This is a genomic window from Streptomyces sp. NPDC014656, from assembly GCF_043084305.1.
Taxonomy (GTDB): Bacteria; Actinomycetota; Actinomycetes; order Streptomycetales; family Streptomycetaceae; genus Streptomyces.
Genome location: NZ_JBIBZN010000002.1, coordinates 326,106 through 349,991 on the forward strand (window position 1 = coordinate 326,106; position 23,886 = coordinate 349,991).

At 73.2% G+C, this 23,886-nt stretch carries 24 protein-coding genes and 2 tRNA genes; 10 read left to right on the forward strand and 16 right to left on the reverse strand.

Annotated features, from left to right (window positions below; genetic code table 11):
* Positions 1–72: 72 nt before the first annotated feature.
* From rsrA to ACF1ED_RS05295, 4 genes are all read right to left on the reverse strand, one after another.
* On the reverse strand, positions 73–435 hold the full coding sequence (gene rsrA / locus ACF1ED_RS05280; RefSeq protein ID WP_391757042.1) for a mycothiol system anti-sigma-R factor: 363 nt from the start codon (positions 433–435) through the stop codon (positions 73–75).
* Positions 432–1,088, reverse strand: a complete 657-nt coding sequence (locus ACF1ED_RS05285) for a sigma-70 family RNA polymerase sigma factor (protein ID WP_030758313.1) — start codon at positions 1,086–1,088, stop codon at positions 432–434. The genes rsrA and ACF1ED_RS05285 overlap by 4 nt, the downstream gene beginning before the upstream one ends.
* Before the next feature lie 251 nt (positions 1,089–1,339).
* Positions 1,340–1,981 (reverse strand): alpha/beta family hydrolase, encoded by a 642-nt coding sequence (locus ACF1ED_RS05290; RefSeq protein ID WP_391757043.1) that lies wholly within the window; start codon positions 1,979–1,981, stop codon positions 1,340–1,342.
* 92 nt (positions 1,982–2,073) lie between these two features.
* Positions 2,074–2,889 carry an SOS response-associated peptidase gene (locus tag ACF1ED_RS05295; RefSeq protein ID WP_391757044.1) on the reverse strand — a complete coding sequence of 272 codons (816 nt, stop codon included), beginning with the start codon at positions 2,887–2,889 and terminating at the stop codon, positions 2,074–2,076.
* Positions 2,890–2,938: 49 nt separating this feature from the next.
* On the opposite strand from ACF1ED_RS05295, the gene ACF1ED_RS05300 reads away from it, so the two are divergent.
* From ACF1ED_RS05300 to ACF1ED_RS05315, 4 genes are all read left to right on the forward strand, one after another.
* Complete coding sequence (locus ACF1ED_RS05300; protein WP_391757045.1) at positions 2,939–3,622, forward strand: M50 family metallopeptidase; 684 nt, start codon at positions 2,939–2,941, stop codon at positions 3,620–3,622.
* A gap of 20 nt (positions 3,623–3,642) precedes the next feature.
* A complete protein-coding gene (aroA, locus tag ACF1ED_RS05305; protein ID WP_391757046.1) occupies positions 3,643–4,995 on the forward strand; it encodes a 3-phosphoshikimate 1-carboxyvinyltransferase in 1,353 nt (450 codons plus the stop codon).
* A 3-nt stretch (positions 4,996–4,998) separates the two neighbouring features.
* Complete coding sequence (gene rsgA / locus ACF1ED_RS05310; RefSeq protein ID WP_391757047.1) at positions 4,999–6,009, forward strand: ribosome small subunit-dependent GTPase A; 1,011 nt, start codon at positions 4,999–5,001, stop codon at positions 6,007–6,009.
* 92 nt (positions 6,010–6,101) lie between these two features.
* Entirely contained in the window at positions 6,102–6,425 is a 324-nt protein-coding gene (locus tag ACF1ED_RS05315; protein ID WP_351111513.1) for a multidrug efflux SMR transporter, read from the forward strand.
* Here the strand turns inward: ACF1ED_RS05315 and ACF1ED_RS05320 are convergent.
* Entirely contained in the window at positions 6,317–6,952 is a 636-nt protein-coding gene (locus tag ACF1ED_RS05320) for a TetR/AcrR family transcriptional regulator (RefSeq protein ID WP_391757048.1), read from the reverse strand. The genes ACF1ED_RS05315 and ACF1ED_RS05320 overlap by 109 nt on opposite strands.
* Positions 6,953–7,112: 160 nt before the next feature.
* Between ACF1ED_RS05320 and hisN the strand changes: the two genes are divergently transcribed.
* The 3 genes from hisN to ACF1ED_RS05335 all read left to right on the forward strand — a co-directional run bounded on the left by hisN (position 7,113) and on the right by ACF1ED_RS05335 (position 8,999).
* On the forward strand, positions 7,113–7,925 hold the full coding sequence (gene hisN / locus ACF1ED_RS05325) for a histidinol-phosphatase (protein WP_391757049.1): 813 nt from the start codon (positions 7,113–7,115) through the stop codon (positions 7,923–7,925).
* A 138-nt stretch (positions 7,926–8,063) separates the two neighbouring features.
* Positions 8,064–8,450, forward strand: coding sequence for a cyclic nucleotide-binding/CBS domain-containing protein (locus ACF1ED_RS05330; RefSeq protein WP_043225018.1), 387 nt, complete (start codon positions 8,064–8,066; stop codon positions 8,448–8,450).
* Between the two features lie 129 nt (positions 8,451–8,579).
* The gene (locus ACF1ED_RS05335) at positions 8,580–8,999 is read left to right on the forward strand and encodes a Fur family transcriptional regulator (RefSeq protein WP_391757050.1); all 420 of its coding nucleotides are present in this window, start codon (positions 8,580–8,582) and stop codon (positions 8,997–8,999) included.
* A gap of 113 nt (positions 9,000–9,112) precedes the next feature.
* On the opposite strand, the gene ACF1ED_RS05340 is transcribed toward ACF1ED_RS05335, so the two are convergent.
* The 4 genes from ACF1ED_RS05340 to ACF1ED_RS05355 form a co-directional block, all read right to left on the reverse strand.
* Positions 9,113–9,186 (reverse strand) — tRNA-Met (locus tag ACF1ED_RS05340).
* Between the two features lie 48 nt (positions 9,187–9,234).
* A complete protein-coding gene (locus tag ACF1ED_RS05345; protein WP_391757051.1) occupies positions 9,235–11,271 on the reverse strand; it encodes a tetratricopeptide repeat protein in 2,037 nt (678 codons plus the stop codon).
* A gap of 203 nt (positions 11,272–11,474) precedes the next feature.
* A tRNA-Met gene (locus tag ACF1ED_RS05350) sits at positions 11,475–11,548 on the reverse strand.
* 44 nt (positions 11,549–11,592) lie between these two features.
* Positions 11,593–14,499: a UPF0182 family protein gene (locus tag ACF1ED_RS05355; RefSeq protein ID WP_391757052.1), complete on the reverse strand. Its 2,907-nt coding sequence runs from the start codon at positions 14,497–14,499 to the stop codon at positions 11,593–11,595.
* 135 nt (positions 14,500–14,634) lie between these two features.
* On the opposite strand from ACF1ED_RS05355, the gene ACF1ED_RS05360 reads away from it, so the two are divergent.
* Complete coding sequence (locus tag ACF1ED_RS05360; protein ID WP_391757053.1) at positions 14,635–15,174, forward strand: PPA1309 family protein; 540 nt, start codon at positions 14,635–14,637, stop codon at positions 15,172–15,174.
* 50 nt (positions 15,175–15,224) lie between these two features.
* On the opposite strand, the gene ACF1ED_RS05365 is transcribed toward ACF1ED_RS05360, so the two are convergent.
* From ACF1ED_RS05365 to ACF1ED_RS05380, 4 genes are all read right to left on the reverse strand, one after another.
* A complete protein-coding gene (locus ACF1ED_RS05365) occupies positions 15,225–16,313 on the reverse strand; it encodes a PDZ domain-containing protein (RefSeq protein WP_391757054.1) in 1,089 nt (362 codons plus the stop codon).
* A gap of 85 nt (positions 16,314–16,398) precedes the next feature.
* Positions 16,399–16,611 carry a hypothetical protein gene (locus tag ACF1ED_RS05370; RefSeq protein ID WP_391757055.1) on the reverse strand — a complete coding sequence of 71 codons (213 nt, stop codon included), beginning with the start codon at positions 16,609–16,611 and terminating at the stop codon, positions 16,399–16,401.
* Positions 16,612–16,814: 203 nt separating this feature from the next.
* Positions 16,815–17,276, reverse strand: a complete 462-nt coding sequence (locus tag ACF1ED_RS05375) for a molybdenum cofactor biosynthesis protein MoaE (RefSeq protein ID WP_391757056.1) — start codon at positions 17,274–17,276, stop codon at positions 16,815–16,817.
* A gap of 80 nt (positions 17,277–17,356) precedes the next feature.
* Positions 17,357–18,466, reverse strand: coding sequence for an SDR family oxidoreductase (locus ACF1ED_RS05380; protein ID WP_391757057.1), 1,110 nt, complete (start codon positions 18,464–18,466; stop codon positions 17,357–17,359).
* Positions 18,467–18,656: 190 nt separating this feature from the next.
* Between ACF1ED_RS05380 and ACF1ED_RS05385 the strand changes: the two genes are divergently transcribed.
* Entirely contained in the window at positions 18,657–20,129 is a 1,473-nt protein-coding gene (locus ACF1ED_RS05385; protein WP_391757058.1) for a zinc-dependent metalloprotease, read from the forward strand.
* Positions 20,126–20,647 (forward strand): NUDIX hydrolase, encoded by a 522-nt coding sequence (locus ACF1ED_RS05390; RefSeq protein WP_391757059.1) that lies wholly within the window; start codon positions 20,126–20,128, stop codon positions 20,645–20,647. The genes ACF1ED_RS05385 and ACF1ED_RS05390 overlap by 4 nt, the downstream gene beginning before the upstream one ends.
* 62 nt (positions 20,648–20,709) lie before the next feature.
* Here ACF1ED_RS05390 and ACF1ED_RS05395 read toward each other — a convergent pair whose 3' ends face one another.
* From ACF1ED_RS05395 to ACF1ED_RS05405, 3 genes are read right to left on the reverse strand one after another with little or no spacing between them, the layout of a single operon-like run.
* Positions 20,710–21,465, reverse strand: a complete 756-nt coding sequence (locus ACF1ED_RS05395; protein WP_391757060.1) for an AIM24 family protein — start codon at positions 21,463–21,465, stop codon at positions 20,710–20,712.
* A 19-nt stretch (positions 21,466–21,484) separates the two neighbouring features.
* Positions 21,485–22,165 carry an AIM24 family protein gene (locus tag ACF1ED_RS05400; RefSeq protein ID WP_043225037.1) on the reverse strand — a complete coding sequence of 227 codons (681 nt, stop codon included), beginning with the start codon at positions 22,163–22,165 and terminating at the stop codon, positions 21,485–21,487.
* Between the two features lie 14 nt (positions 22,166–22,179).
* Positions 22,180–23,841 carry a TerD family protein gene (locus tag ACF1ED_RS05405; RefSeq protein WP_391757061.1) on the reverse strand — a complete coding sequence of 554 codons (1,662 nt, stop codon included), beginning with the start codon at positions 23,839–23,841 and terminating at the stop codon, positions 22,180–22,182.
* Between the last annotated feature and the right edge of the window lie 45 nt (positions 23,842–23,886).

Below are 23,886 nucleotides of genomic sequence, written 5' to 3' on the forward strand. Positions count from 1 at the left end.
CCGCCGTCGATTCCTACCATCGGGTGATACAAGCTGACGGGTGCGCGGGCTATGTCTCGCACACCCGTGCGGTCATTCCTGGGTGGCCGGGGTCTGCGAGGCCGGGGGGAGCGGGGCCGCCGGGGCGGCCGAGGTCTCCGGAGCCTCCGGGGCGGCCACGTCCTGTTCGGGCACCAGGTGCCCGGCGCGGATCAGGTCGATCCGGCCCATGACCTTGGCGCGCAGGTCGGTGGGGACGTCGTCGCTGCCGCAGCAGCGCTTGACGAGCTTCTTCACCGCCTGCTCCAGGCCGTACTTCTCCAGGCACGGGGAGCACTCCTCGAAGTGCACCTCGAACTTGGTGCACTCACCGTCGGGCATCTCCCGGTCGAGGAACTCGTAGAGGTGGTCCAGGACTTCCGAGCAGTCCGTCTCGTGCGGGTCTCCGCAGCTCATGAGTCCGCGCCTTTCAGATCCTTGGACGACTCTCCGGCGCCGGCGGGGACGAGGCCTCGCTCGCGGGCGTAGTCCTCGAGCATGCCGCGGAGCTGGCGGCGGCCCCGGTGCAGGCGGGACATCACCGTACCGATGGGGGTCCCCATGATGTCGGCGATCTCCTTGTAGGCAAAGCCCTCGACGTCGGCGAGGTACACCGCGATGCGGAACTCCTCGGGGATCGCCTGGAGGGCGGCCTTCACGTCCGAGTCGGGGAGGTGGTCGAGCGCCTGCGACTCGGCGGAGCGCAGACCGGTCGACATGTGCGACTCGGCGCGGGCGAGCTGCCAGTCCTCGATCTCCTCGGCGGCGCTGCGCTGGGGTTCACGCTGCTTCTTGCGGTACGAGTTGATGAAGGTGTTGGTGAGGATGCGGTACAGCCACGCCTTGAGGTTGGTGCCCTCGCGGAACTGGTGGAAGGAGCCGTACGCCTTCGCGTAGGTCTCCTGCACCAGGTCCTCGGCGTCCGCCGGGTTGCGCGTCATCCGCAGCGCGGCCGAGTACATCTGGTCGAGGAAGCCGAGGGCGTCCCGCTCGAAGCGCGCGTTGCGCTCCTCGGTCGTCTCCTCGGGGCCGTCGTCGGTCCCTGTGTCGGTCCCAGTGACCGGACCCACCTCCTCCAGCGCGGTGACGGGGCCGGTGCCGGACCCGCTCGTCTCGGAGGATAGACGAGGAACGGCTCCGCCCGCCGCCCGAACGGGGGCGGCCTTGGGGGCGGGCAGCACGGTCCAGTCGAGCTCCGCGGACCTGGCCCGCTCCGGGCAGATGGTCGAACCCATGCGACGGACTCCCTCTCTCGCTTCTCACACCGACGCTCTGCACAACAGCGCCCCCCGCCCCGGCATTCCCGGGACCCCGGTGGGGTTCAGCGCAGGGCGTCGAGCCAGTCGGCGACGCTCCCGACGATCCGTCCGACGGCCTCGTCCTGGCCCACCGGCGCCCGCTTGGGGACGGCGAAGCCGTGGTCGCCGTACGCGATCTCGACGAGCTCGTACGGACCCGCGGGCGGGAACTCGGCGGGCTTGCCGAAGGGGTCGTTGCCGCCCTGGACGACGAGCGTGGGCAGTCCGGTGCCGAGGAGTTCGGCGGCGCGGGAGCTCTCGGGCCTGCCCGGCGGGTGGAGCGGGAAGCTCAGCGCGAGGACGGCGGCGGCGCCGAGCTCCGCGCCGGTCCGGCAGGCGACCCGGGCGCCGGCACTGCGGCCGCCGGCGACGACCGGGAGCCCGGGCGCCGCGAGGGCGGGCCACAGGCCGCGCCAGCCGGTGTCGAGGGTCTTCGGCGCGGGGGCGACCTTCTTGCCCGCGACCCGCCAGGGCTGCTCGACCAGGGCGACGGTGACGCCGCGGGCGGGCAGGGCTGCGGCGAGGGCGGCCAGGTCGCGGGCCTCAATGCCGCCGCCGGCGCCGTGGCCGAGGGCGAGGACCCGGCGGGCCTTCGGGGCGGGGTGCCAGGTGATGCGGGCCTCACCGGCGTCGGTGGTCACGGTCTCGGTCTCGGTCTTCGTCACGCCCCCCATCCTGCTCGGTCCTCGCCACGTCACCGTCCCGCCGTCCGGGGCCGCGCCGGTCGGCGTGCGGACGGGGCCGCGCCCGCCGGCGTTCAGAACAGCGTGCCGACCTCGGGTCCCGCCAGCTCGGCGAGCAGCTCGGGGCCATTGTTGCGGACGTTGCTGACGGCGGTGGCGACCGGGTAGGCCCGCATCAGGCCCTCCGGCGGCGGGGCGAGCAGGGCGCGCAGCTCGTCGGGGCCGGTGGTGGCCGGGTCCAGCCAGGCGTCCCAGCGGTCCTCGGTGAGCGTCAGCGGCATCCGGGGGTGGATCTCCGCGAGCGTGCCGGGGCCCTCGGCGGGCGCCACGCCGAGCGGGGCGGTCTCCGCCTCCGTGGTGATCACCGAGCAGGTGGCCCACCAGGCGCCCGGGTGCTCGGGCGGCAGCGCGGGGTCGCGCCAGAACTCGTACAGGCCGGCCATGGCCATGACCGAGCCGTCGGCCGGGGTCACGAAGTACGGCTGCTTGCGGGCCCGCTTCCGCTTCCCCTCGACCTCCAGGTCGCGCTCGGCCGCGCCGGTCACCCACTCGTAATAGCCGTCGGCGGGGAGGATGCAGCGGCGGGACCGGAAGGCGCTCCTGAAGGAGGGCTTCTCGTGCAGGGTCTCGGCCCTGGCGTTGATCATCCGGGCCGCGCCCTCCGGCGACTTCGACCAGGACGGGACCAGCCCCCACCTCAGGGCGCGCAGCTGGCGAACCGGGCGCCGGCTGTCCGCGTCTTTCAGAGGGCGTTCGAGGACCACGTGGACCTCCTTGGTGGGGGCCACGTTCCAGTCCTGGTCCAGGGTCTCCGTCGGCTCCCACTTCTCGATCCCGAAGGTCTCGACGAGGTCCTCGGGCCGCCGCCCGGCCGCAAAACGTCCGCACATACGTGCCACACTGCCACGATCCCCGAGCCCGAGAGGAGCGGATCGAAGGATGGACCTCTTCGCCCCGCAGGCCGCCCCGGCCGAGTGGCTGGTGATCGCCACCGGCGTCGCCGCGCTCGCCGCCACCGTGCCCCGCCGTCTCTGGCTGCTCGCGCGGGGCGCGATCACCATCGCCCACGAGGGCGGCCACGCCCTGGTCGCGCTCGCCGCCCGCCGCCGCCTGCAGGCGATCCGGCTGCACTCGGACACCAGCGGAGTCACCGTCACCCGGGGCCGCCCGACCGGCCTCGGCGTCGTCCTCACCCTGGCCGCCGGCTACACGGCGGCCCCGCTGCTCGGCCTCGGCGGCGCGGCGCTGCTCGGCGCGGGCCGGGTCACCGTGCTGCTGTGGGCGGCGACCGCCCTGCTGCTCGCCGTGCTGGTGATGGTCCGCAACGCGTACGGGGTCCTCAGCGTCCTCCTCACCGGCACGCTCTTCGTCCTGGTGTCCTGGCTGACCGCCCCGGAGGTGCAGGCCGTCTTCGCGTACGCGGTGGTGTGGTTCCTGCTCCTGGGCGGGGTCCGGCCGGTCTTCGAGCTCCAGTCGAAGCGCCGGCACGGCGGGGCCCCGGACTCGGACGCCGACCAGCTCTCGCGGCTCACCCACGTGCCCGCGGGGGTGTGGCTGGCCTTCTTCCACACGGTGTCCCTCTGCTGCCTGATCGGCGGTGCCACCTGGCTTCTGGGGCTGTGACACCCCCGTACAGTGAGGGCATGACCGCAGCTTCCCCCGCGCTCCCCGATCCGTCGCACTCCGCCGCCCCCGCCGGCCCGGACCTCTGGCCCGCCCCGTACGCGAGCGGCCCCGTCGACGCGACCGTGACCGTGCCCGGCTCGAAGTCGGTCACCAACCGGGCCCTGGTGCTCGCCGCGCTGGCCGCCGAGCCCGGCTGGGTGCGGCGCCCGCTCCGCTCCCGCGACACCCTCCTGATGGCCGAGGGCCTGCGCACCCTGGGGGTGCGGATCGAGGAGGGGATCGGTCCCGACGGCACCGGCGAGGCGTGGCGGATCCTCCCGGCCCCGCTGCGCGGCGACGCCACGGTCGACGTCGGCAACGCGGGCACGGTCATGCGCTTCCTGCCGCCGGTCGCCGCCCTCGCCGACGGCCCGGTCCGCTTCGACGGCGACCCCCGCTCCCACGAGCGCCCGCTGCACGGCGTGATCGACGCGCTGCGCGCGCTCGGCGCCCGGATCGACGACGAGGGCCGCGGCGCCCTCCCGATGACCGTGCACGGCGCCGGCGGCCTGGAGGGCGGGGTGGTCGAGATCGACGCCTCGTCGTCCTCCCAGTTCGTCAGCGCCCTGCTGCTCTCCGGCGCCCGCTTCAACCAGGGCGTCGAGGTCCGGCACGTCGGCGGCCGGCTGCCGTCGATGCCGCACATCCGGATGACGGTCGACATGCTCCGCGCGGTGGGCGCGAAGGTCGACGAGCCGGAACACGGCGGCGAGCCGGACGTGTGGCGGGTGGCCCCGTCGGCGCTGCGCGGCCGCGACCTGGTCATCGAGCCCGACCTGTCGAACGCCCAGCCGTTCCTGGCGGCCGCGCTGGTCACCGGCGGCCGGGTGACCGTCCCGGACTGGCCGGCCCGCACCACCCAGCCCGGTGACGAGCTGCGCCGGATCTTCACCGAGATGGGCGGCGCCTGCGAACTCACCGACGCCGGCCTCACCTTCACCGGCACCGGCCGGATCCACGGCATCGACGTGGACCTCGGCGAGGTCGGCGAGCTGACCCCCGGCATCGCGGCGGTCGCCGCGCTCGCCGACTCCCCCTCCACCCTGCGCGGGGTGGCCCACCTGCGGCTCCACGAGACCGACCGGCTCGCGGCGCTCACCCGGGAGATCAACGGCCTGGGCGGCGACGTCACCGAGACCGAGGACGGCCTCCACATCCGCCCGCGCCCGCTCCACGGCGGCGTCTTCCACACGTACCACGACCACCGGATGGCGACGGCGGGCGCGCTCATCGGCCTCGCCGTGAAGGGCGTGGAGATCGAGGACGTGGCGACGACGGCCAAGACCTTGCCGGACTTCCCGGGGATGTGGACCGAAATGCTCGGAGCCTGAACCATGCGGCGCTACGGCAAGCACACCGACGAGGACGACATCCGCCAGCGGCCCAACCGCAAGGGCACCCGGCCCCGGACCACCATCCGGCCCAAGCACGAGGACGCCGTCGAGGGCATGGTCCTCACGGTGGACCGCGGCCGGCTGACCTGTCTGGTCGAGGACCGGACCGTGTTGGCGATGAAGGCCCGCGAGCTGGGCCGCAAGGCGGCCGTCGTCGGCGACCGGGTCTCCCTGGTGGGCGACCTCTCCGGCGAGAAGGACACGCTGGCCCGGATCGTGCGGATCGGCGAGCGGGAGTCGCTGCTGCGCCGCACGGCCGACGACGACGACCCGTACGAGCGGGTGGTCGTCGCCAACGCCGACCAGCTCGCCATCGTCACCGCGCTCGCCGACCCCGAGCCGCGCCCCCGGCTGATCGACCGCTGCCTGGTGGCCGCGTACGACGGCGGCCTGGAGCCCTTCCTGGTGATGACCAAGTCGGACCTGGCGCCCCCGGAGCAGCTCCTGGAGCTCTACGGCGACCTCGACATCCCGTACGTCGTGGTGAACCGCGAGGAGCTGTACGACGGCGGCGCGGCGGACCGGGTGCGCACCTTCCTGGACGGGCGGGTCACCGCCTTCGTCGGCCACTCCGGCGTCGGCAAGACGACGCTGGTCAACGCGCTGGTGCCGGAGGAGAAGCGGCGGATCACCGGCCATGTGAACGCGGTGACCGGCCGCGGCCGGCACACCACCACCTCGGCGCTCGCGCTGCCGCTGGAGGCGGCCGAGGGCTGGGTCATCGACACGCCGGGCGTGCGCTCCTTCGGCCTGCACCACGTCGATCCCGGCCGGGTCATCCACGCCTTCCCCGACCTGGAGCCGGGCACCGAGAACTGCCCGCGCGCGTGCAGCCACGACGAGCCGGAGTGCGCCCTGGACGCCTGGGTGGCGGAGGGTCACGCGGATCCGGCACGGCTGTTCTCGCTGCGGCGGCTGCTGTCCACCCGGGAGCGCCGCGAGGGCGACTGACGGCCGCGCGGGGGTGTTTACGCCCGCCTCCAGACCGGTAAGGACATATCCGCACAAGTGCGAGGAATCCGAACGGGTGGGAGGCGGGAGCGATGGCGTGGCTGCTGGTGGTGGTCGCCGGGATCCTGGAGACGGGCTTCGCGGTCTGCCTGAAGCTCTCCCACGGGTTCACCCGGCTCTGGCCGACGATCGCCTTCGCCTGCTTCGCCCTGGGGAGCTTCGGGCTCCTGACGCTCGCCCTGCGGAAGCTCGACGTGGGGCCGGCGTACGCGGTGTGGACGGGGATCGGGGCGGCCGGCACCGCCATCTACGGCATGCTCTTCCTCGGTGACGTGGTCTCCACGCTCAAGATCGTCTCGATCAGCCTCGTCATCGCCGGGGTCATCGGCCTCCAGCTGTCCGGCTCCGCCCACTGACCTTCCGGCGGCAGCGCCGGGGCCACCACGTGGCTGACGGCGAGCCGCAGGGCCAGCTCGCAGCCGGCCGCCCACCGCTCCCCCGCGCAGAGCGCGGTCGTGGCGAGCAGCTCCCCCGGCGCCGGCGGCCCCGCGTCGGCCCTGCGCTGCGCCGGTACGGGGGCGGGCGGGGCGCCCGGCCGGGCCGGACGGGGCCGGGGCAGGCCCTCGGTCCAGGCGCCGGTGAGCAGCGCGCGCAGTATCGGGCGGTCGCCGGCCCGGACGACGGTCCACTCGGCGACGGCCGCGAGGGTGCGCGCGGACGGTCCGGGGGCGGCGAGCAGCCGGCGGACGCCGTCGAGGTAGGCGTCGGCCTCGCGGCGGACCAGGGCGCGGGCCAGCCCCTCCTTGCTGCCGAACTCGTTGTAGAGGGTCTGCCGGGAGACCCGGGCGGCGACGGCGAGGTCGGCCATCCGGACGGCGGACCAGGGGTGGCGGGCCAGGGCGGTGAGAGCGGCGTCGAGGAGGGCCTCGCGGGCGGTCGGCACGGACACCTCCTGGGCCGGGCGGTGGCCCCCCAGCGTCCGCAGGCGCGCGGGCGCTGTCAAGAGCGCGGGGCGCGCCGCCCGCCGGGGCGCACGGGACGTTCACCGGGGGCGGGTGAGACGGTTCACCGGGCGGCTTCCGGGCGGCGCTAGAGTGCCGGACATGGCCGATTACCACGATGACCTGCGTCTTGCCCATGCCCTCGCGGATGCCGCCGACGCGGCCACCATGGCCCGCTTCCAGGCGCTCGACCTCAAGGTCGAGACGAAGCCGGACATGACCCCGGTGAGCGAGGCGGACCGGGCCGCCGAGGAGCTGATCCGGGCGGGGCTCCAGAAGGAGCGGCCCGCGGACGCGATCCTGGGCGAGGAGTACGGCGTCGAGGGCACCGGCCCGCGCCGCTGGGTGATCGACCCGATCGACGGGACCAAGAACTACGTGCGCGGCGTCCCGGTGTGGGCGACCCTGATCGCCCTGATGGAGGAGGGCGAGACCGGTTTCCAGCCGGTGGTGGGCGTGGTGTCGGCGCCCGCGCTCGGCCGCCGCTGGTGGGCGGCGAAGGGCCTGGGCGCCTTCACCGGGGCCGGCCTCGGGTCGGGGACGCGGATCGGCGTGTCCCAGGTGGCCTCGCTGGCGGACGCCTCGTTCGCGTACTCCTCGCTGAGCGGCTGGGAGGAGCGCGGCCGGCTCGACGCCTTCCTGGACCTCACGCGCGCGTGCTGGCGGACCCGGGCGTACGGCGACTTCTGGCCGTACATGATGGTCGCCGAGGGCACGGTGGACCTGTGCGCGGAGCCGGAGCTGTCGCTGTGGGACATGGCGGCGGTGGCGGTCGTGGTGCAGGAGGCCGGCGGTTCGTACACGGGCCTGGACGGGCGGCCCGGCCCGCACAGCGGGAACGCGGCGGCCTCCAACGGACTGCTGCACGAGGCGCTCCTGGGGCACCTGGGGTACGAGGAGACGCCGGGCGCCTGAACGCGCCCCCGCCCGCCCCCGGGGGCGCCTCGCGCGCCCCCTTGTCGGCCCCCTCCCCCGGTGCGACTCTGAGAGCCCCCACTTGTGCATTTGTGAACCGTCCCGCGCGGGCGGTTCGCCGAGGAGGTGGCTCCATCCATGCTCGTCCGTGACGCCATGAGCACGGTGGTCCTCACCGTCGGACCCGCCCACACCCTCCGGCAGGCCGCCCGGCTGATGTCGGCCCGCCGGGTGGGCGCGGCCGTCGTCCTCGACGGCGACACCGGGATCGGGATCCTCACCGAGCGCGACATCCTGAACTCCCTCGGCCGGGACGAGGACCCCGACCGCGAGACGGCCGGCTCCCACACCACCCACGAGGTGGTCTTCGCCGCGCCCGGCTGGACCCTGGAGGAGGCGGCCGGGGCGATGACCCGCGGCGGCTTCCGCCACCTGGTCGTCCTCGACGGCCTCGGGCCGGTCGGCATGGTCTCGGTCCGCGACATCATCCGCTGCTGGCTCCCGGCCCACAGCGTGGCGGACTGAGGCGCCGCCGGGCCCGCTGGGCGGGCGGGCCGGCGGACGGGTCCGGGCGGCCCGCGGGCGGTCCACGCGCGGGTCCACGGGCTGGAAGCCCGTTCCGCCCCGTTTCCGCCCGCTGTTACCCTGGCCCTCATGAGCGACCTGTTGGAACGACTGCGCGGACGCGGCTGGCGGATGACCGCCCAGCGCCGGGTCGTCGCCGAGGTTCTCGACGGCGACCACGTGCATCTCACCGCCGACGAGGTGCACGCCCGCGCCGTCGAGCGCCTGCCCGAGATCTCCCGCGCGACCGTCTACAACACGCTGGGCGAGATGGTCACGCTCGGCGAGGTCATCGAGGTCGCCACCGACGGCCGCGCCAAGCGCTACGACCCCAACGCCCACCGGCCGCACCAGCACCTGGTCTGCGCCGGCTGCGGCGCGATCCGGGACGTCCACCCGGCGGGCGACCCGCTGCGGGACCTGCCGGCCGGGGAGCGCTTCGGCTTCACCATCTCGAACGTCGAGGTCACCTACCGGGGCCTCTGCCCGAACTGCGCGGCGAAGGCGTAACCGACCGGGTCGAGGGCGCCCCCGCGGGGGCGCCCTTCATCGTGCCGCGCCGCCCCCGGGAACGCCGAAGGCCCGGATCGTCTGGAGACGATCCGGGCCTTCGTGCTACTGAGTAGCGGGGACAGGATTTGAACCTGCGACCTCTGGGTTATGAGCCCAGCGAGCTACCGAGCTGCTCCACCCCGCGTCGGTGAACCCAACCTTACGGGACTCGTGGGACAGGAGCAAATCGCTTCTAGGCCGTGAGCTCCTGGTGCAGCGCCTCGCTGAGCCGCGCCGCCCGCTCGGCGACCTCGGCGGGGCCGAGCTCCACCGCGCGGGCGCACCACTTGCGGCCCTCGGACAGCTCGCCCCGGCGGGCGGCGAGCAGCGCGAGCCGGAGCGCGGCGCGGCCGTGCCCGGCGTGGGCGGCCCGGGTCCACCAGAGGGCGGCCTCGCGCTCGCTGCCCTCGCGGGCGAGGAGCAGGCCGAGGTTGAAGGCGCCGTTGCGGCTGCCGGCCTCGGCGGCCTCGCGGTACCAGCGGGCGGCCCCGGCGAGGTCGCCCCGCCCGGCGGCGAGCATGCCGACCCGGACCTGGGCGCGCCGGTGCCCCTGCTGGGCGGCCCGCTCGTACCACTCCTCGCACTCGGTCTTCTGGTCCACGGGCGCGCCGAGGACCACCGGGCCGGGCTCGGGGCGGCGGGCGTCGAGGAGCGTGGCGAGCCGGAAGGCGGCCTCGGGGCTGCCGCCGCCCGCCGCGCAGCGCAGGTGCCGCTCGGCGGTCCGCTCGTCGCCGTCGCGCAGGGCGGCGATGCCGACCTGGAGGGCGGCCTCGGTGTGCCCGGCGGCGGCGGCCCGCTCGTACCAGGCGAGCGCGGAGCGGTCCTCGTCGCGGCCCGCGTGGATGATGCCCAGGTTGAAGGCCGCGTCCACGGAGCCGGCCTCGGCGGCCTTGGAGAACCACGGCTCGGCGCCGCCCGCGTCGCCGGCCTGGAGGAGCAGCACGGCGAGCGCGTTGGCGGCCTCGCGGTGGCCCGCGTAGGCGGCGCGGCGGTACCACTGCTCGGCCTGCGGGAGGCGGTCCTGGGCGGCGCAGAGCAGGCCGAGATTGTAGGCGCCGTTGACGTCTCCGGCGTCCATGGCGGCGCGGTACCAGCGCTCGGCGGTCTGCTGCTCGCCGCGGGCGGCGTGCAGGGCGCCCAGCGCGTTGGCGGCGTTGCCGTCGCCGTCCTGGGCGGCGCGCAGCCACCAGACGGCGGCGGACTCCTCGTCCCCGGCGTCGCGCAGCAGGAAGCCGAGGGCACAGGCGGCCTTGGCCTCGCCCTCCTTGGCGGAGCTGAGGTACCAGCGCCCGGCCTCCTTCAGCTCGCCGCGCTGTTCCAGGATGGCTCCGAGGTGCAGCGCGGCCCGGCGGTGCCCCCGGGCGGCCGCCTGCCGGAACCACTGCTCGGCCTCGCCGAGCGGACCGGCGGCGCCGTCCCCGGGGCGGGGCGGGGCGGCCTCGGGCCGCGGGGCGGCGGGGAGCGGCTGCTCGCCCGCGCGGAGCGGGTCGGCGGCGCGGAGCCGGCCGGCCGTGTCGTACGCGTGCCCCGCGCGGCCCGAGGCGGCGGCGGGGCCGTAGGCGTGCGGGCCGCGGAGGGTCTCGGTGGCACGCCGCTCCAGGGCGAGGGCGAGGCGGTAGGCGGCCTCGCGGTGGCCCTGCTCGGCGGCGGCGCGCAGCCAGCGCTCGGCGCCGACGTCGCTGCGGTGCTCCAGGAGGTCGGCGAGGGCGTAGGCGCCCAGGGCGTGGCCCTGCTCGGCGGCCTGGCGCAGCCAGTACTCGGCGGCGGGCTCGTCGCCGCGCTCGCGGTGGTGGCGGCCGAGGGCGTGGGCGGCCGGGGCGGAGCCGGCGACGGCGGCGACCCGCCACCAGCCGGCCGCCTCGTCTGGGTAGCCGCGCTGGTGGAGGAGGACGCCGAGGTTGTTGGCGGCGGCCCGGTCGCCCTCGGCGGTGGCGGCGCGCAGGAAGGGCTCGGCGCCGTCGAGGTCGCCGCGGCGCAGGAGGAGCGCGCCGAGGGCGCTCATGGCGTCGGTGTCACCGCGCTCGGCGGCCCTGCGGTGCCGGCCCTCGGTCTCGGCGTCGGACTCGTTCTCGGTGTCCGGGCCGGCGTCCGGGACGGTCCTGGCGGTGGTGTCGACGGCCGCATCGCCGGCCGGCACGGCCTCGATGATCTCGTCCGCGGCATTCCTGGCATGCCGCTGCACAAACCGCCCTGTCTCCAACAGAGTTGCCCTGTCCCCCATAAATACCATCGTCGCACCACCCACAACCCGCGCACACCCGGTATACCGCAGCCCTTGAGGTCACCTCAGGCGTTTTGTCGACATGCCCACAGAGAGACAAGTCAAACACGTCACGCCTCAACTCGCCCCTTCCGTACCGCTCTTCGGTGCCCCCCGTCACCACGACACGCGACGAGGGCCCGGATCCTTATGGATCCGAGCCCTCGTGTCAGTAGCGGGGACAGGATTTGAACCTGCGACCTCTGGGTTATGAGCCCAGCGAGCTACCGAGCTGCTCCACCCCGCGTCGGTGAAGTAACACTATCACGACGCGGGGTGAAGCCTCGCAGGTCAGCTGCCGGAAGCCCCCTGCGGCTGGATCTTGGCACCCGCCTCGGCCGCCTTCTGGAGCGCGGCCTGGAGGTCCTCCTGGGCCTTGCCGTAGGCCGCCCAGTCGCCCTTGGCGAGGGCCGCCTCGCCCGCGTCGTACGCCTTCTGGGCGTCGGCGATGGCCTGCTTCAGCGCCGCGTCCGCCGAGGCCGGCGGCTGTGGGGTGGTCGGCGGCTGCTCGGTGCCCGGCGGCGTGGTCGGCGGGGTCGTGCCCTCCACCCCGAAGACCGCGTTGAGGGCGTCCGTGAGGTTGTTCTCGAACACCGTGGTGTCCTTGGTGGTGTCGCCGTTCGGCTGGTCGGCGTCCACGTACGACACCGCGACCTTCTTCAGGAGCGGGTAGAGCGCGTTCCGCCCCTGGGCGTAGACCGGCTCGACGTACAGGAACCCGCCGTCGAGCGGCACGGTGAGCAGGTTGCCGTACTGGATGTCCGAGTCGGCGCCCTTCATGTCGCGGACGAAGGTGGCCACGTCGGGCAGACCGTTGAGCTTGCTCTGGACCTGCGCCGGGCCCGGCACGTCCTCGGTGACCCGGAGCAGTCTCAGCCGGCCGTACTCCTTGCTGGTGGCGTCGGCGTCGACCGCCATGAAGCCGCCCAGGTTGGGCCGTCCGTTCGGGGTGAACGTCGTGGTCAGCGAGAAGCGCTGCTCCGCGTCCCCGGGCATCTTCATGCTCAGGTAGTACGGCGGCACGGCCACGTTGTCCTTGTTGGTCGGGTCGTCCGGCACCTGCCAGGCGTCCGAGCCGCTGTAGAACTGGGCCGGGTCGGTGACGTGGTAGCGGGTCAGCAGCTCGCGCTGGACCTTGAACATGTCCTGCGGGTAGCGCAGGTGCTCCAGCAGGTCGCCCTTGACCTCGGACTTGGGCTTCACCGTGTCGGGGAAGGCCTTCATCCAGGTCTTGAGGACCGGGTCCTCGGTGTCCCACTGGTAGAGGGTGACCGTGCCGTCGTAGGCGTCGACGGTGGCCTTCACCGAGTTGCGGATGTAGTTGACCTGGTTCTGCTGGGCGACGACCGCGCGCTGCTGGTTGCCGACGGTCAGCGAGTCGGCCGTGGTGTCGCCGAGCGTGGTCCGCGAGGCGTACGGGTAGCCGTTGCTGGTCGTGTAGGCGTCGACGATCCACTGGATCTTCCCGTCGACGACCGCCGGGTAGGCGTCGCCGTCGATGGTCAGCCAGGGGGCGACGGCCTCGACGCGCTGCTTGGGCGTGCGGTTGTAGAGGATCCGCGAGCCGTCGCCGATGGCCCCGGAGTAGAGGATCTGCGGCTCGCTGAAGGCCACCGCGTAGGCCGCGCGGTTGAAGGCGTTCTCCAGGCTGACGCCGCTCTTGCCCTCGTAGCTGGTGGTCTTCTCGCCGTTCTCCTCGTAGTCCAGCTCCTTCTGGGGGCCGCCCACGATCGAGTACTGGTCGGTCTTCTCGCCGTAGTAGATCTTCTGCTGGTACTTCCCGAGGTCACCGGTGGTCGGCAGGCCCGACTCGGTGAAGACCGGGGAGCCGTTGGCGTCGGTCTGGGTGCCGCGGGCCATGATGGCGCCGTAGCCGTGGGTGTAGGTGAAGTGGTCGTTGATCCAGTTCCGCTTCGGGATGCCGCGGATGTTCAGCTCGCGCAGACCGATGACGACGTCCTGGCCCTGGTAGCGGTCCACGTCGAGCGTCGTCGGGAACTGGTAGTACTTCCGCTTCTGCTCCAGCTGCTGGAAGGTCGGCGAGACGATGTTCGGGTCGAGGACGCGGTAGGCGGCCGCCGTGTCGGCGTCCGTGCGCAGCTTGTCCTTGGCCTTGACCGTCGACTTGCCCGAGTAGTTCTCCAGCTTGGTGTCGTCGATCGCGTACGCCTTGCGGGTCGCGTCGATGTTGTTCTGGATGTACGGGGCTTCCTTGGCCTGCTCGTTCGGCTGGACCTGGAACTTCTGCACGATCGCCGGGTACAGGCCGCCGATGAGGACGGCGGAGAGCACCATCAGGCCGAAGCCGATGACCGGCAGCTGCCAGGTGCGGCGCCACAGCGTGGCGAAGAAGAGCACGGCGCAGATGACCGCGATGCAGAAGAGGATCGTCTTGGCCGGCAGGTAGGCGTTGGCGTCGACGTACCGCAGGCCCGTCCAGTTGCCGGTGGCCTTGAAGTCGCTGGACTTCACCGCCAGGCCGTACCGGTCGAGCCAGTACGCCACGGCCTTCAGCGCCACGAAGACGCCGAGCAGCACCGAGAGGTGGCCGGTGGCGGCGGCGGTGGCGCGGGCACCGGGGCTGGTGACGCGCAGTCCGCCGTACAGGTAGTGGGTGATCGCCGCGGCGATCAGGGAGAGCACGACGGCGGCGAAGCCGAAGGCGAGGAGGAAGCGGTACCAGGGGAGGTCGAAGGCGTAGAAGGAGACGTCCTTGCCGAACTGGACGTCCTTCTCGCCGAACTTCACGCCGTTGATCCACATGAGCCAGGTGCGCCACTGGCCGGAGGCGGAGGCTCCGGCGATCAGGCCCACCAGGGCGGTGACCGCGAGCAGCACCCACTTCTTGAAGGGGGCGACGCCCATCCGGTACCGGTCGAGGCTCTGCTGTTCCAGCGACATCGCGCTCAGCGGCGGCCGCAGGCGGTACGCCAGCCAGATGTTGAGGCCGACGGCCAGGGCCATGAGCAGGCCGAAGACCGCGAACAGGCCGATCTTGGTCCACAGGGTGGTGGTGAACACGGACGAGTAGTGGACCGAGCGGTACCAGAGCCAGTCCGTCCAGAACCCGGCGAACATCACGAACGCCATGGCCAGGACGGCCAGCACGCCCAGTGTCATCAGCAGGGTGCGGGCCCGCCGGGACGGCCGGCCGACTCTGATCCTTGGCCCGGACGGGCTGCCGCCACGGTCCGGCATCTGGAAAGCCAACGTGCGCCCCTCGGTGTTGATGCGTCGGAAAGCGGGCCCCGCGATCGTAGGGCCCACAGATGCAACTTACCGACGCTTTACCTAGTTCCCGTCTCGGGGGGAAGAGGAGGCAGGATATTGGTCATGTCCAATGTTTCCCCCTCGGGCCCGCCGATGGCCTCCAGTCCCCTCACCCGTGCGGTGCTCGAGATCGACGAGTACGCCTCGGGCCTCGGCTGGGACCGGCCCGCCCGCCTCTTCGCCCTGGTCGACACCGCTCGGCTGCGGGCCCAGGCCCCCTCGCTGAAGCTCGGCGAGGACGCCACCGCCTACACCCCGATCGAGCAGGAGGAGATCCCCAGGGGCAAGCCGCTCGACGAGTTCCTCGGCACCATCGCCTGGCCGGACGGGGTCGCCGGCTGCGCCCTGACGGTGGAGCGGCTGATGCTGCCGCCGTCGGCGGAGGCCCAGGTCCCCAAGGACCTGAGCGGCGCCAAGCTGAACAAGTGGGTCGCCGGCCACCCGGACCGCCAGGAGGTCCGGATGACGGTGGCCGTGCTGCGGACCGGCGCCCGGGAGGCGGCGATCCGGCTGCGCGAGAAGGACTCGCCGACCGAGGTGCTGACCGGCCCGGACCTGGTGCCGGGGCTCGCCGACGCGCTGGCGGCGACCTTCGAGGGCTGAGCGGTACGGGTACGGGATCCCGCGCGGGGTCCCGTACCGGCCGGGGGGGGTCAGCCCTTCGAGCAGCTCGGCAGGTCCGCGGTGTCGCCCTTGCGGAGCTTCTCCAGCGACGCCGTCGCGTCGGCGATGGTGTCGACCTTCACGAGGGTGAGTCCGTCGGGCGTGTCACCGGCCGCCGTGGCGCAGTTCTCGGCCGGGGTGAGGAAGTACTCGGCGCCCGCGTTCCGCGCGCCGACCAGCTTCATCTGGATGCCGCCGATCGGGCCGACCTTGCCGTCGTCGTCGATGGTGCCGGTGCCCGCCACGAACTTGCCGCCGGTGAGGCTCTCCGGGGTCAGCTTGTCGACGATGCCGAGCGCGAACATCAGGCCGGCGCTGGGGCCGCCGACGTCGGCCAGCTTGATGTCGATGGTGAACGGGAAGACGTGGTCGGTGCCGGCCTGGATGCCGACGATCGCCCGGTCGCCCTCCTCGGACTTCACGGTGGTGACGACCACCTTCCGGGTGACGGTGGCCTCCTTGTGCGCCTTCTCGGCGGCGGCCGCCTCCTTGGCCGGGACGATGGTGAACTCGACCTTCTGGCCCGGCTTCCGCTTGGTCACCTGCGCGGCGACGTCGGCCGGCTTGACGACCTCCGCCCCGTCGACGGCCTTGATCACGTCCCCGGCGTGGAGGGTGCCCTCCGCCGGGGAGTCCTTCACCACGGAGGCGACGACGACCCGGGTGGTGAAGGGGATGCCCAGCTCGTCGAGGGCGGCCACCTTGGCGCTCTCCTGCGACTGGCTGAACTCCTCCGCGTTCTCCTGGCTCGACTCCTCCTCCGTCTTCCCGTCCGGGTAGAGGGTGTCGTGCGGCACCACCACGTTGTCGTGGGCCAGCCAGCCGTAGACCGCCTCGACGGCGTTCATCTTGTAGTCCGCGCTGGTGACCCTGACCGTGGTCATGTTGAGGTGGCCGTCGGTCGGGTAGGTCTTGCGGCCGGAGATCTGGAGGACCGGCTCGCCGCGGGCCTCGCCGAGCGTGTTGACCGTCGGGCCGGGGCTCATCTCCGAGTACGGCACCGGGATCAGGACGCCGGCGATCAGCAGGCAGATCAGGACCAGGGTGGAGGCGAGCATCGTCGCGGTGCGGCGTGGCATGGAACGACAGTACGGGACTCGCCTGTGCGCGCACCCCTGGGGCGGGTCCGTACGGGACGCGCCCCGGGCGGCCTCCGGCGGGCCGTCAGGACTCCGCGGAGGCGGCCTCGTGCACGGGGCGGAACGGAGCGGAACCGGGTGTGGTGGGGTGGGCGCGCTCCATGGCGTCCCGGAAGCGGGCGTAGCCGGCGAGTTCGGCCACGTCGCCTATGGTCTTGCTCCTCTGGACCCAGCTTCCCCATATCGCCGCGCCGACGACTGCGAAAAGCGGAATCAGCAACCAGGCCAGCGCTGCCATCCCGACCTCCCATCCCCAGTGAGTTGATCAGCAGATTATTCATCTGTGCCATCAACGCTCGTGCCTGGGGGGCGGTTACGCAAATCGGGCGTTCGGCTACACGGTGTCGGCGCGCCGCCTTGCGCGACGGGAAAACCGATTCAGCAGGCTCCCGCCCTCCCCCAGACTCCGTCCGGGGGGACCCCCACTCTCGGGGCGAGGGATCAGCAGGCTCCCACCCACTCTTCGGTGCCGTCCGAGAAGGTCTGGTGCTTCCAGATGGGGACCTCGTGCTTGAGGTCGTCGATCAGCATGCGGCAGGCCTCGAAGGCCTCGCCGCGGTGGGGGCAGGAGACGGCGACGACGACCGCGAGGTCGCCGACCGTGAGGTCGCCGACGCGGTGGACGGCCGCCAGGGCGCGGACCGGGTAGTTCGCGACGACCTTCTCGGCGACCCGGCGCAGCTCGGCCTCGGCGCTGGGGTGGCAGGAGTAGCCCAGCGCGTCGACGTCGGCCCCGCCGTCGTGGTCGCGCACGGTGCCCACGAACAGGGTCGTGCCGCCCGCGGCGGAGTCGCCGACGGCCCGGAAGACCTCGTCGACCGAGAGCGGGGTGTCACGGATCGCGAGCAGCTTGATCGGGTCGTCCGCTGCCTGCTCACCGGGGTGGTCGTGCGTCGTGGTCATGCGGTCCATGGTGCCGCACGCCGCCGACATCCCGGAATAGCGTTTTCGACCGGTGGACCGGGACCCCCCGTAGGAGGGTCCTACAGGCCGCGCCGCTTCCGCATCTGCCGCACCAGGGCCGCGGTGCCCAGGAGGGCCACCGTGGCGCCCGCCGCGCCCGCCGCCGTGGCGTCCTTGCGGCCCAGCCGGCGGCCCGCGACCGTGTGCCGGCCCTGGACCTCCTCCAGGAGCGCCGCCAGGACCTCCTCGTTGGTCCACTTCGGGCGCCAGCCCGCGTCGTGGAGGCGTCCCACGCTCACCACCCAGGGGTGCATGGTGTAGGCGAGGTCCCCGGCCGGGGAGGGGGTGAGGCCGATCCGGTGCAGCCGGGCGGCGGCGCCGAGGGCGACCGCGGAGGGCAGCTCCATGCGGCGGATGCCCGACAGCTCCTCGACCTCCTCCTGCTCCAGCCAGCCCTCGCAGCCGACCGCGAACTCGCCGTCGACCTTCTCCAGGGCCGCGTACTCCAGCGCGCTGACCAGGTCGTCCACGTGGCAGAACTGCCAGGTGGGGCGGGATCCGGCGACGACGAGCAGCCGGGGCGACTCGAAGTAGCGGGTCAGCGCCGTGTCCGTACCGCCGACGAGGACGGCCGGGCGGACCACGGTCACGTTGAGGCCGGGGTGGGCGCGGGAGCCGCGGCGGCCGAGCCGCTCGATCTCCAGCAGGTCGCCGACGCCGGTCGCCTCGGCGGTGGCCCGCAGCTCGGCGTCCTCGGAGAGCGGGATGTCGTTGTCGGGCAGGGCGCCGTAGACCATGGTCGAGGTGCACAGGACCACCCGGTGGACGCCGGCCGCGGCGGCGGCCGTGAGGACCGTCTGCGTGCCGCGCACGTTGTAGGCCGTCCGGGCGGCGGGGTCGGTCTCCAGGTCGAGGTCGACGGCCAGGTGCACGACGACGTCGGCGCCGCGCAGCTTCTCCGCGATGGCCGGATCCCGCACGTCGAGGACGTGCCAGGTCGCCTCCGGCACCTCGCCCCGCCGCTCGTCGAGCGCGAGGACCTGCCGGACCTCCTCCGAATCGGCGAGACGCCTGGTCAGCAGGGCTCCGACGCCCGTGGCGGCGCCGGTGACCGCGACGACGGGGCCGCGCGCCGCGGACCGGGTTGAGGTGTTTCGCGCTCCGCGAACCTGCGGATCTGGGGAACTCACCGACCGACTCCAGTGGTTGTCTTCAGTACGTACGGGGATGACGCGTACGTACCAGGTGGCGTCCATCCTGCCGCAGGGCACGGCCCGACGGAGACTTGAGCCCATATCCGACACGGATGTCTACGCTGGTGTTGTGCAGCGGGCAGTCGCCACCGGCAGAAGCCGGTGGCCCTAGGAGCCGAGGAAACCTGTGAGTGACACCCCATTCGGATTCGGCCTTCCGCCGGAGGAGCCGGAGGACGGCGACGAAGGCAAGAAGAAGGACCCCGCCGGAGGTGGCCAGGGGTCCGGTGGCCAGGGCGGCGGCAATCCGTTCGGGGCGAACCCGTTCGGATTCGGCGGCATCCCCGGCCTGGGCGGCGGCCAGGGCGGCGCGGACAATCCGTTCGCCGCGATGTTCGGGTCGATGAACCCGACGGACCTCGGCGCGGCCTTCCAGCAGCTCGGGCAGATGCTCAGCTACGAGGGCGGTCCCGTGAACTGGGACATGGCCAAGCAGATCGCCCGCCAGGTGGTCGCCCAGGGCACCGCCGACGGTGTCAAGGACGCCAGCGTGGGCCCGGCCGAGAAGTCCGCCGTCGAGGAGGCGGTCCGCCTCGCCGACCTCTGGCTCGACCAGGCCACCTCGCTGCCCTCCGGGGCGAACGTCGCGGTGGCGTGGAGCCGCGCCGAGTGGGTCGAGGCGACCCTCCCGGCGTGGAAGGAGCTGGTGGACCCGGTCGCCGAGCGGGTGGGCAACGCCATGGGCGACGTGCTGCCGCAGGAGATGCAGGCCATGGCGGGCCCGCTGATCGGCATGATGCGGTCGATGGGCGGCGCCATGTTCGGCCAGCAGATCGGGCAGGCCATCGGCGCGCTCGCGGGCGAGGTCGTCGGCTCGACCGACGTCGGCCTGCCGCTCGGCCCGGCCTCCCGGGCCGCGCTGCTCCCGCTGAACGTGGAGTCCTTCGGCAAGGACCTGAGCGTCCCCTCCGACGAGGTGCGGCTCTACCTGGCCCTGCGCGAGGCCGCCCACCAGCGCCTCTTCGCGCACGTGCCGTGGCTGCGGGCGCACCTGTTCGGCGCGGTCGAGGCGTACGCGCGCGGGATCAAGGTCGACACCTCGAAGCTGGAGGAGGCCGTCTCCCAGCTCGACCCGACCCACCCCGAGCAGCTCCAGGAAGCGCTCCAGTCCGGCATGTTCCAGCCGCAGGACACGCCCGAGCAGAAGGCGGCCCTGGCCCGTCTGGAGACGGCGCTGGCACTGGTCGAGGGCTGGGTGGACGCGGTGGTCCACGAGGCCGCCAAGACCCGGCTGACCTCGGCGGACGCGCTCCGCGAGACGCTGCGGCGGCGCCGGGCCACCGGTGGCCCGGCCGAGCAGACCTTCGCCACCCTGATCGGTCTGGAGCTGCGTCCGCGCCGGCTGCGGGACGCCTCCCGGCTGTGGGCCTCGCTCACCGACGCCCGGGGCGTCGACGGCCGTGACGGCCTGTGGGAGCACCCCGACATGCTGCCGACGGCGACCGACCTGGACGACCCGGACGGCTTCGTGCACCGCGAGCACCTGGACTTCTCCGAGCTGGACAAGATGCTCGGCGAGGCGGCCCAGGGCGACCGGCCCGAAGACGAGCCGGGGGACGGGGACGGCACCGGGAGCGGGGACGGGGACTCCGAGAAGTGAGCCTGCACGACGACGCGGTCCTCGTCCTCAAGGGGTACGAGGGCCAGCCGGAGCTGCGCGAGCTCTACCTGGAGCACCTGGCGGCCCACCCGGACGGCATGTACAAGCCGTGCGGGGCGGGGCACCTCACCAGCAGCGCGCTGGTGGTCGACCCCTCGCGCGGGCGGGTGCTGCTCACCCTCCACAAGAAGCTCGGCATGTGGCTCCAGATGGGCGGCCACTGCGAGGAGGGCGATCCGACGGTCGAGGTGGCGGCGCTGCGCGAGGCCGCCGAGGAGTCGGGGATCGCGGGCCTGACGCTGCTGCCCGGCGGTCCGGTGCGGCTGGACCGGCACCCGATCCCGGCGCCCTGCCACTGGCACCTCGACGTGCAGTACGCGGCGCTGGCGCCGGCGGACGCGGTCGCGCAGATCAGCGAGGAGTCGCTGGACCTGAGGTGGTACGCGTACGACGAGGTGGCCGGTGTCGCGGACACCTCGGTGGTGCGGCTGGTGGAGGGCACGCTGGCCCGCCTGTGAGCGGACGTGCGAAGAGGCCCCCGGTTTCCCGGGGGCCTCTTCGCGTGCCGGTCGGTGTCCGGTCAGTTCCAGGCGTTGTTCTGGTTCTGGCCGTGGGCGCCGTGCTGGCCGACGCCGAACTGGGCGGCGGCGCCCTGTCCGATCACCGCGTTCTGCGGGGGCATGATCTCGCTGGGCTGGACCAGGGCGAAGCCCTGGCCGAGGAAGCTGAGCTCCCAGCCCTCGCCGGTGTTGCCGCGGCGGCTGCGGATGCTGCTGTTGTGCGTCTGGGCCTGCATCTGGACCCGCAGCGAGGTGGACCAGGCGACGATCGCGTCCGCGTCGGCGCTCACGTACTTGTCGGGCGTGACCTGGAGCATCAGCGGCTGGCCGGAGGTCATCAGGGCGACCTTGCCGCGGCCGGTGATGTTCAGCTGGTACTTGCCGGTGCCGGAGACCCCGTACTGGCTGTCGACGGCGATGACCTCGGTGTGCAGGCTCGTGTCGAGCGCCAGCACGTAGGAGCTGTCCACGGTGAGGCCCTCCTGCTCGACCTCGATGACGTGGATGTACTGGGCGAGGTTGGCGAAGTAGACCGTGCCCTGGCCGGAGCAGCGCATCAGGTCGAGGCCCTCGCCGGTGCGGGCGCGGGCCTGGCGCTGGGTGCTGGACTGGTACTCGCCGTCGAAGTCGACGAGGCCCTGGTAGGCGACCATGGCGCCCTTGCGGGCGAGGACGTCGTCGTGGCCGGTGAGGCTCACCCGCAGCAGCTGCGGGTTCTGGATGACGTACCGCTCCTGGCTCTGCTGCTCGGCGTGGTTGAAAAGCGGGCTCTGCATGATGTGTTCTCGCTCCCCCTCAGCCCCGGACCCGCAGGCGGTCGCTGCTGTCCTCGCTCGGCTGTACGACGACGATGCCCTGGCCCGAGAAGGCCATCTGGTATGCCTCGCCGCTGCCCCGCCCGATGAGGGAGGACGCCTTGAAGCTGCGCTTGCCCTTGACCTTGAGCGCCGGCGACCAGGCGACGAGCGCGTCGGGGTCGACGTACGTCTCGTCCTCGCCCCGTCCGCAGTCGACGACGATCGGGGTGCCGCGCGAGGTGAGCGCGACCCAGCCGGTGCCGGCGATCCCCACGTTGAACAGGCCCTGGCCGGCGAACTTGGCGAGGCCCTTGACCCGCTCGACGCCCCACGTCAGGTGGGCGTCGAAGGCGAGGAGGTTGGAGCCGTTGACCGAGATCGCGTCGTTCTGCAGGTTGATCACGACGACGTCGGCGCCGTAGTCGGCGAGGTAGAGCAGGCCGTCGCCGGCGCACTTCATGATCGGCGCGCCCTCGCCGGTGGCCCATTCCTTGGCGACCTGGCGGACGGCGGGCGGGTTGGGCTCGTAGCTGATGAAGCCCTCGTAGGCGACCATCGAGCCGGACCGGGCGTAGAGGTCCTGGCCGGTGGCCATGGCGACCTTGAGCATGGTGCGGCCGTGGTTCTCCATGCGGGCCGCGATGGGGGTCGGGGCATAGCCCGCGAGCTGCTGGTTCATGGTGTCGGGCTCCCTCAGACCTCGTACGGCTGGACGACGATGAAGTTGCCGGGGGCGCCCCGGAACTGGAGGTTCACGGTCTCCCCGCTGTGGCCGGGGTAGGCGTTGCGCCGGAGCCGGACCTGGCTGGAGAGGATCACCTGCGAGGCGGCCGACCAGGCGACGACCGCGTTGCAGTCGGCGAAGGTCGTCGGGGTGACGGGCAGGACCACGGGGACGCCGTGGGTCTTGACGATCACGGTGCCGGTGCCCTGGAACTGCATGGTGAACAGGGCGCCGCCGGGGATGCCGTGGCCCTCGATGCGGCGGACCTCGTACTGCAGGGACTCGTCGAAGGCGAGCACGTTCTCCGCGGAGACGCAGATGGCGTCGCCCTGGAGCTCGATCGGGTGCAGATGGGCGCCGTTCTCGGCGAGGAAGACCTGGCCGCGGCCGGTGCAGCGCATCAGCTGCATCTCCTGGCCGGTGGCGTTGCCCACGATCCGGCCGGCGAAGCCGGCTCCCTTGTAGGAGAAGTCGACCTTGCCCTGGTACATGACCATGGAGCCCTGGCGGGCGAGGACGGGGGTGCCGCCCATGCTGAGGTCGACCCGCATGAGCTGCTGGTTCTGCGGGGTCCAGCGGGCGCCGGTGGCGGTCTCCTTGAACGGGGCGAGCGCGGCGGCGAGCCCGGCGCCGGCCGCGGGCGCGCCCTGCGGGACGCCCTGCGGCGGCATGCCCGGGGGCATCCCGGGCTGCTGCCCGTAGGGGGCCGGCTGGCCGTAGCCGGGCTGCTGGCCGTACGGGGCCTGCGGCGGCTGGCCGTAGGGGGTGCCCGGCGGGGGGGTCTGGCCCGGGATCTGCCCGTAGGGGGCTTGCGGCGGCTGGCCGTACGGGCCGGGGGCGGCCGGGGCCGGAGCCGGCGGCGCCACCGGGGCGGGGGCGAGCGGCGCGACCATCGTGGGCTGGGTGTGCACGGGCTGCGGGGCCGGCGGCGGCGTGGGCGGCTGCGCGCCGTAGCCGGGCTGCGGGGTGCCGTAGCCGGGGGCGGGCGCGGGGGCCGGGGCGGCGGGGGCGCCGAAGGCCGGGGGCGCGGCGGCCTGGGCCGGGGCGCCGAAGGCGGGGGCCGCCTGCTGGGGGGCGGCCTGCTGGGGAGCCGCGGGCTCCTCCTCCATGACCTCGCCGCCGAAGTTCCGCAGCAGCGCTTCCAGGCCGCCGTCGAAGCCCTGGCCGACGGCGGCGAAGCGCCACACGTCCTTCAGGTAGAAGTCGCCGAGCATGACCGCGCGCTCGGTGGAGAACTCCGCACCGGTGAAGGCGTAGCGGGCGACCTCCTCGCCGCCCGCGACGATCCGGATCCAGCCGGGGCCGACCTGCGACATCTGGCCGTCGCCGTCGATGGTGGCGGTGAAGGCCAGCTTGTGGATCTGCGGGGGGATCCGGTCGAGGGTGACGCGGAACGACTCGGTGTCGCCGGACTGCGCCCCGAGCAGCTGGATGGACTCCTCGGGCGACTTCGGCTGGTTGAAGAAGACGAAGTACCGGTCGTCCGAGAGCCGCTCGTCGGCGTCGAGCCCGAAGCAGCTGATGTCGAAGGTGAGCCCGGGAGCCGCGATCTGCACGCCCACGTACAGATCGGTGCCCGCGGTCAGATCACTGATCTTGGCCTTGTGGCCGCGTTGGAATTCCCTGGCCATGCGTAACGACCGTCCCCCATCCCGATGGCGAATGACTCGCGCCAG

Excerpts from the sequence above, each read along its gene's own strand:
- ACF1ED_RS05405 (WP_391757061.1), bottom strand. The coding sequence starts at position 23,841 with ATGGCCAGGGAATTCCAACGCGGCCACAAGGCCAAGATCAGTGATCTG.
- ACF1ED_RS05360 (WP_391757053.1), top strand. The coding sequence starts at position 14,635 with ATGTCCAATGTTTCCCCCTCGGGCCCGCCGATGGCCTCCAGTCCCCTC.
- ACF1ED_RS05300 (WP_391757045.1), top strand. The coding sequence starts at position 2,939 with ATGGACCTCTTCGCCCCGCAGGCCGCCCCGGCCGAGTGGCTGGTGATC.
- rsgA (WP_391757047.1), top strand. The coding sequence starts at position 4,999 with ATGCGGCGCTACGGCAAGCACACCGACGAGGACGACATCCGCCAGCGG.
- ACF1ED_RS05400 (WP_043225037.1), bottom strand. The coding sequence starts at position 22,165 with ATGAACCAGCAGCTCGCGGGCTATGCCCCGACCCCCATCGCGGCCCGC.
- ACF1ED_RS05330 (WP_043225018.1), top strand. The coding sequence starts at position 8,064 with ATGCTCGTCCGTGACGCCATGAGCACGGTGGTCCTCACCGTCGGACCC.
- ACF1ED_RS05355 (WP_391757052.1), bottom strand. The coding sequence starts at position 14,499 with ATGCCGGACCGTGGCGGCAGCCCGTCCGGGCCAAGGATCAGAGTCGGC.
- rsrA (WP_391757042.1), bottom strand. The coding sequence starts at position 435 with ATGAGCTGCGGAGACCCGCACGAGACGGACTGCTCGGAAGTCCTGGAC.
- aroA (WP_391757046.1), top strand. The coding sequence starts at position 3,643 with ATGACCGCAGCTTCCCCCGCGCTCCCCGATCCGTCGCACTCCGCCGCC.
- ACF1ED_RS05335 (WP_391757050.1), top strand. The coding sequence starts at position 8,580 with ATGAGCGACCTGTTGGAACGACTGCGCGGACGCGGCTGGCGGATGACC.
- ACF1ED_RS05295 (WP_391757044.1), bottom strand. The coding sequence starts at position 2,889 with ATGTGCGGACGTTTTGCGGCCGGGCGGCGGCCCGAGGACCTCGTCGAG.
- ACF1ED_RS05370 (WP_391757055.1), bottom strand. The coding sequence starts at position 16,611 with ATGGCAGCGCTGGCCTGGTTGCTGATTCCGCTTTTCGCAGTCGTCGGC.
- hisN (WP_391757049.1), top strand. The coding sequence starts at position 7,113 with ATGGCCGATTACCACGATGACCTGCGTCTTGCCCATGCCCTCGCGGAT.
- ACF1ED_RS05315 (WP_351111513.1), top strand. The coding sequence starts at position 6,102 with ATGGCGTGGCTGCTGGTGGTGGTCGCCGGGATCCTGGAGACGGGCTTC.
- ACF1ED_RS05365 (WP_391757054.1), bottom strand. The coding sequence starts at position 16,313 with ATGCCACGCCGCACCGCGACGATGCTCGCCTCCACCCTGGTCCTGATC.
- ACF1ED_RS05375 (WP_391757056.1), bottom strand. The coding sequence starts at position 17,276 with ATGACCACGACGCACGACCACCCCGGTGAGCAGGCAGCGGACGACCCG.
- ACF1ED_RS05345 (WP_391757051.1), bottom strand. The coding sequence starts at position 11,271 with ATGGTATTTATGGGGGACAGGGCAACTCTGTTGGAGACAGGGCGGTTT.
- ACF1ED_RS05395 (WP_391757060.1), bottom strand. The coding sequence starts at position 21,465 with ATGCAGAGCCCGCTTTTCAACCACGCCGAGCAGCAGAGCCAGGAGCGG.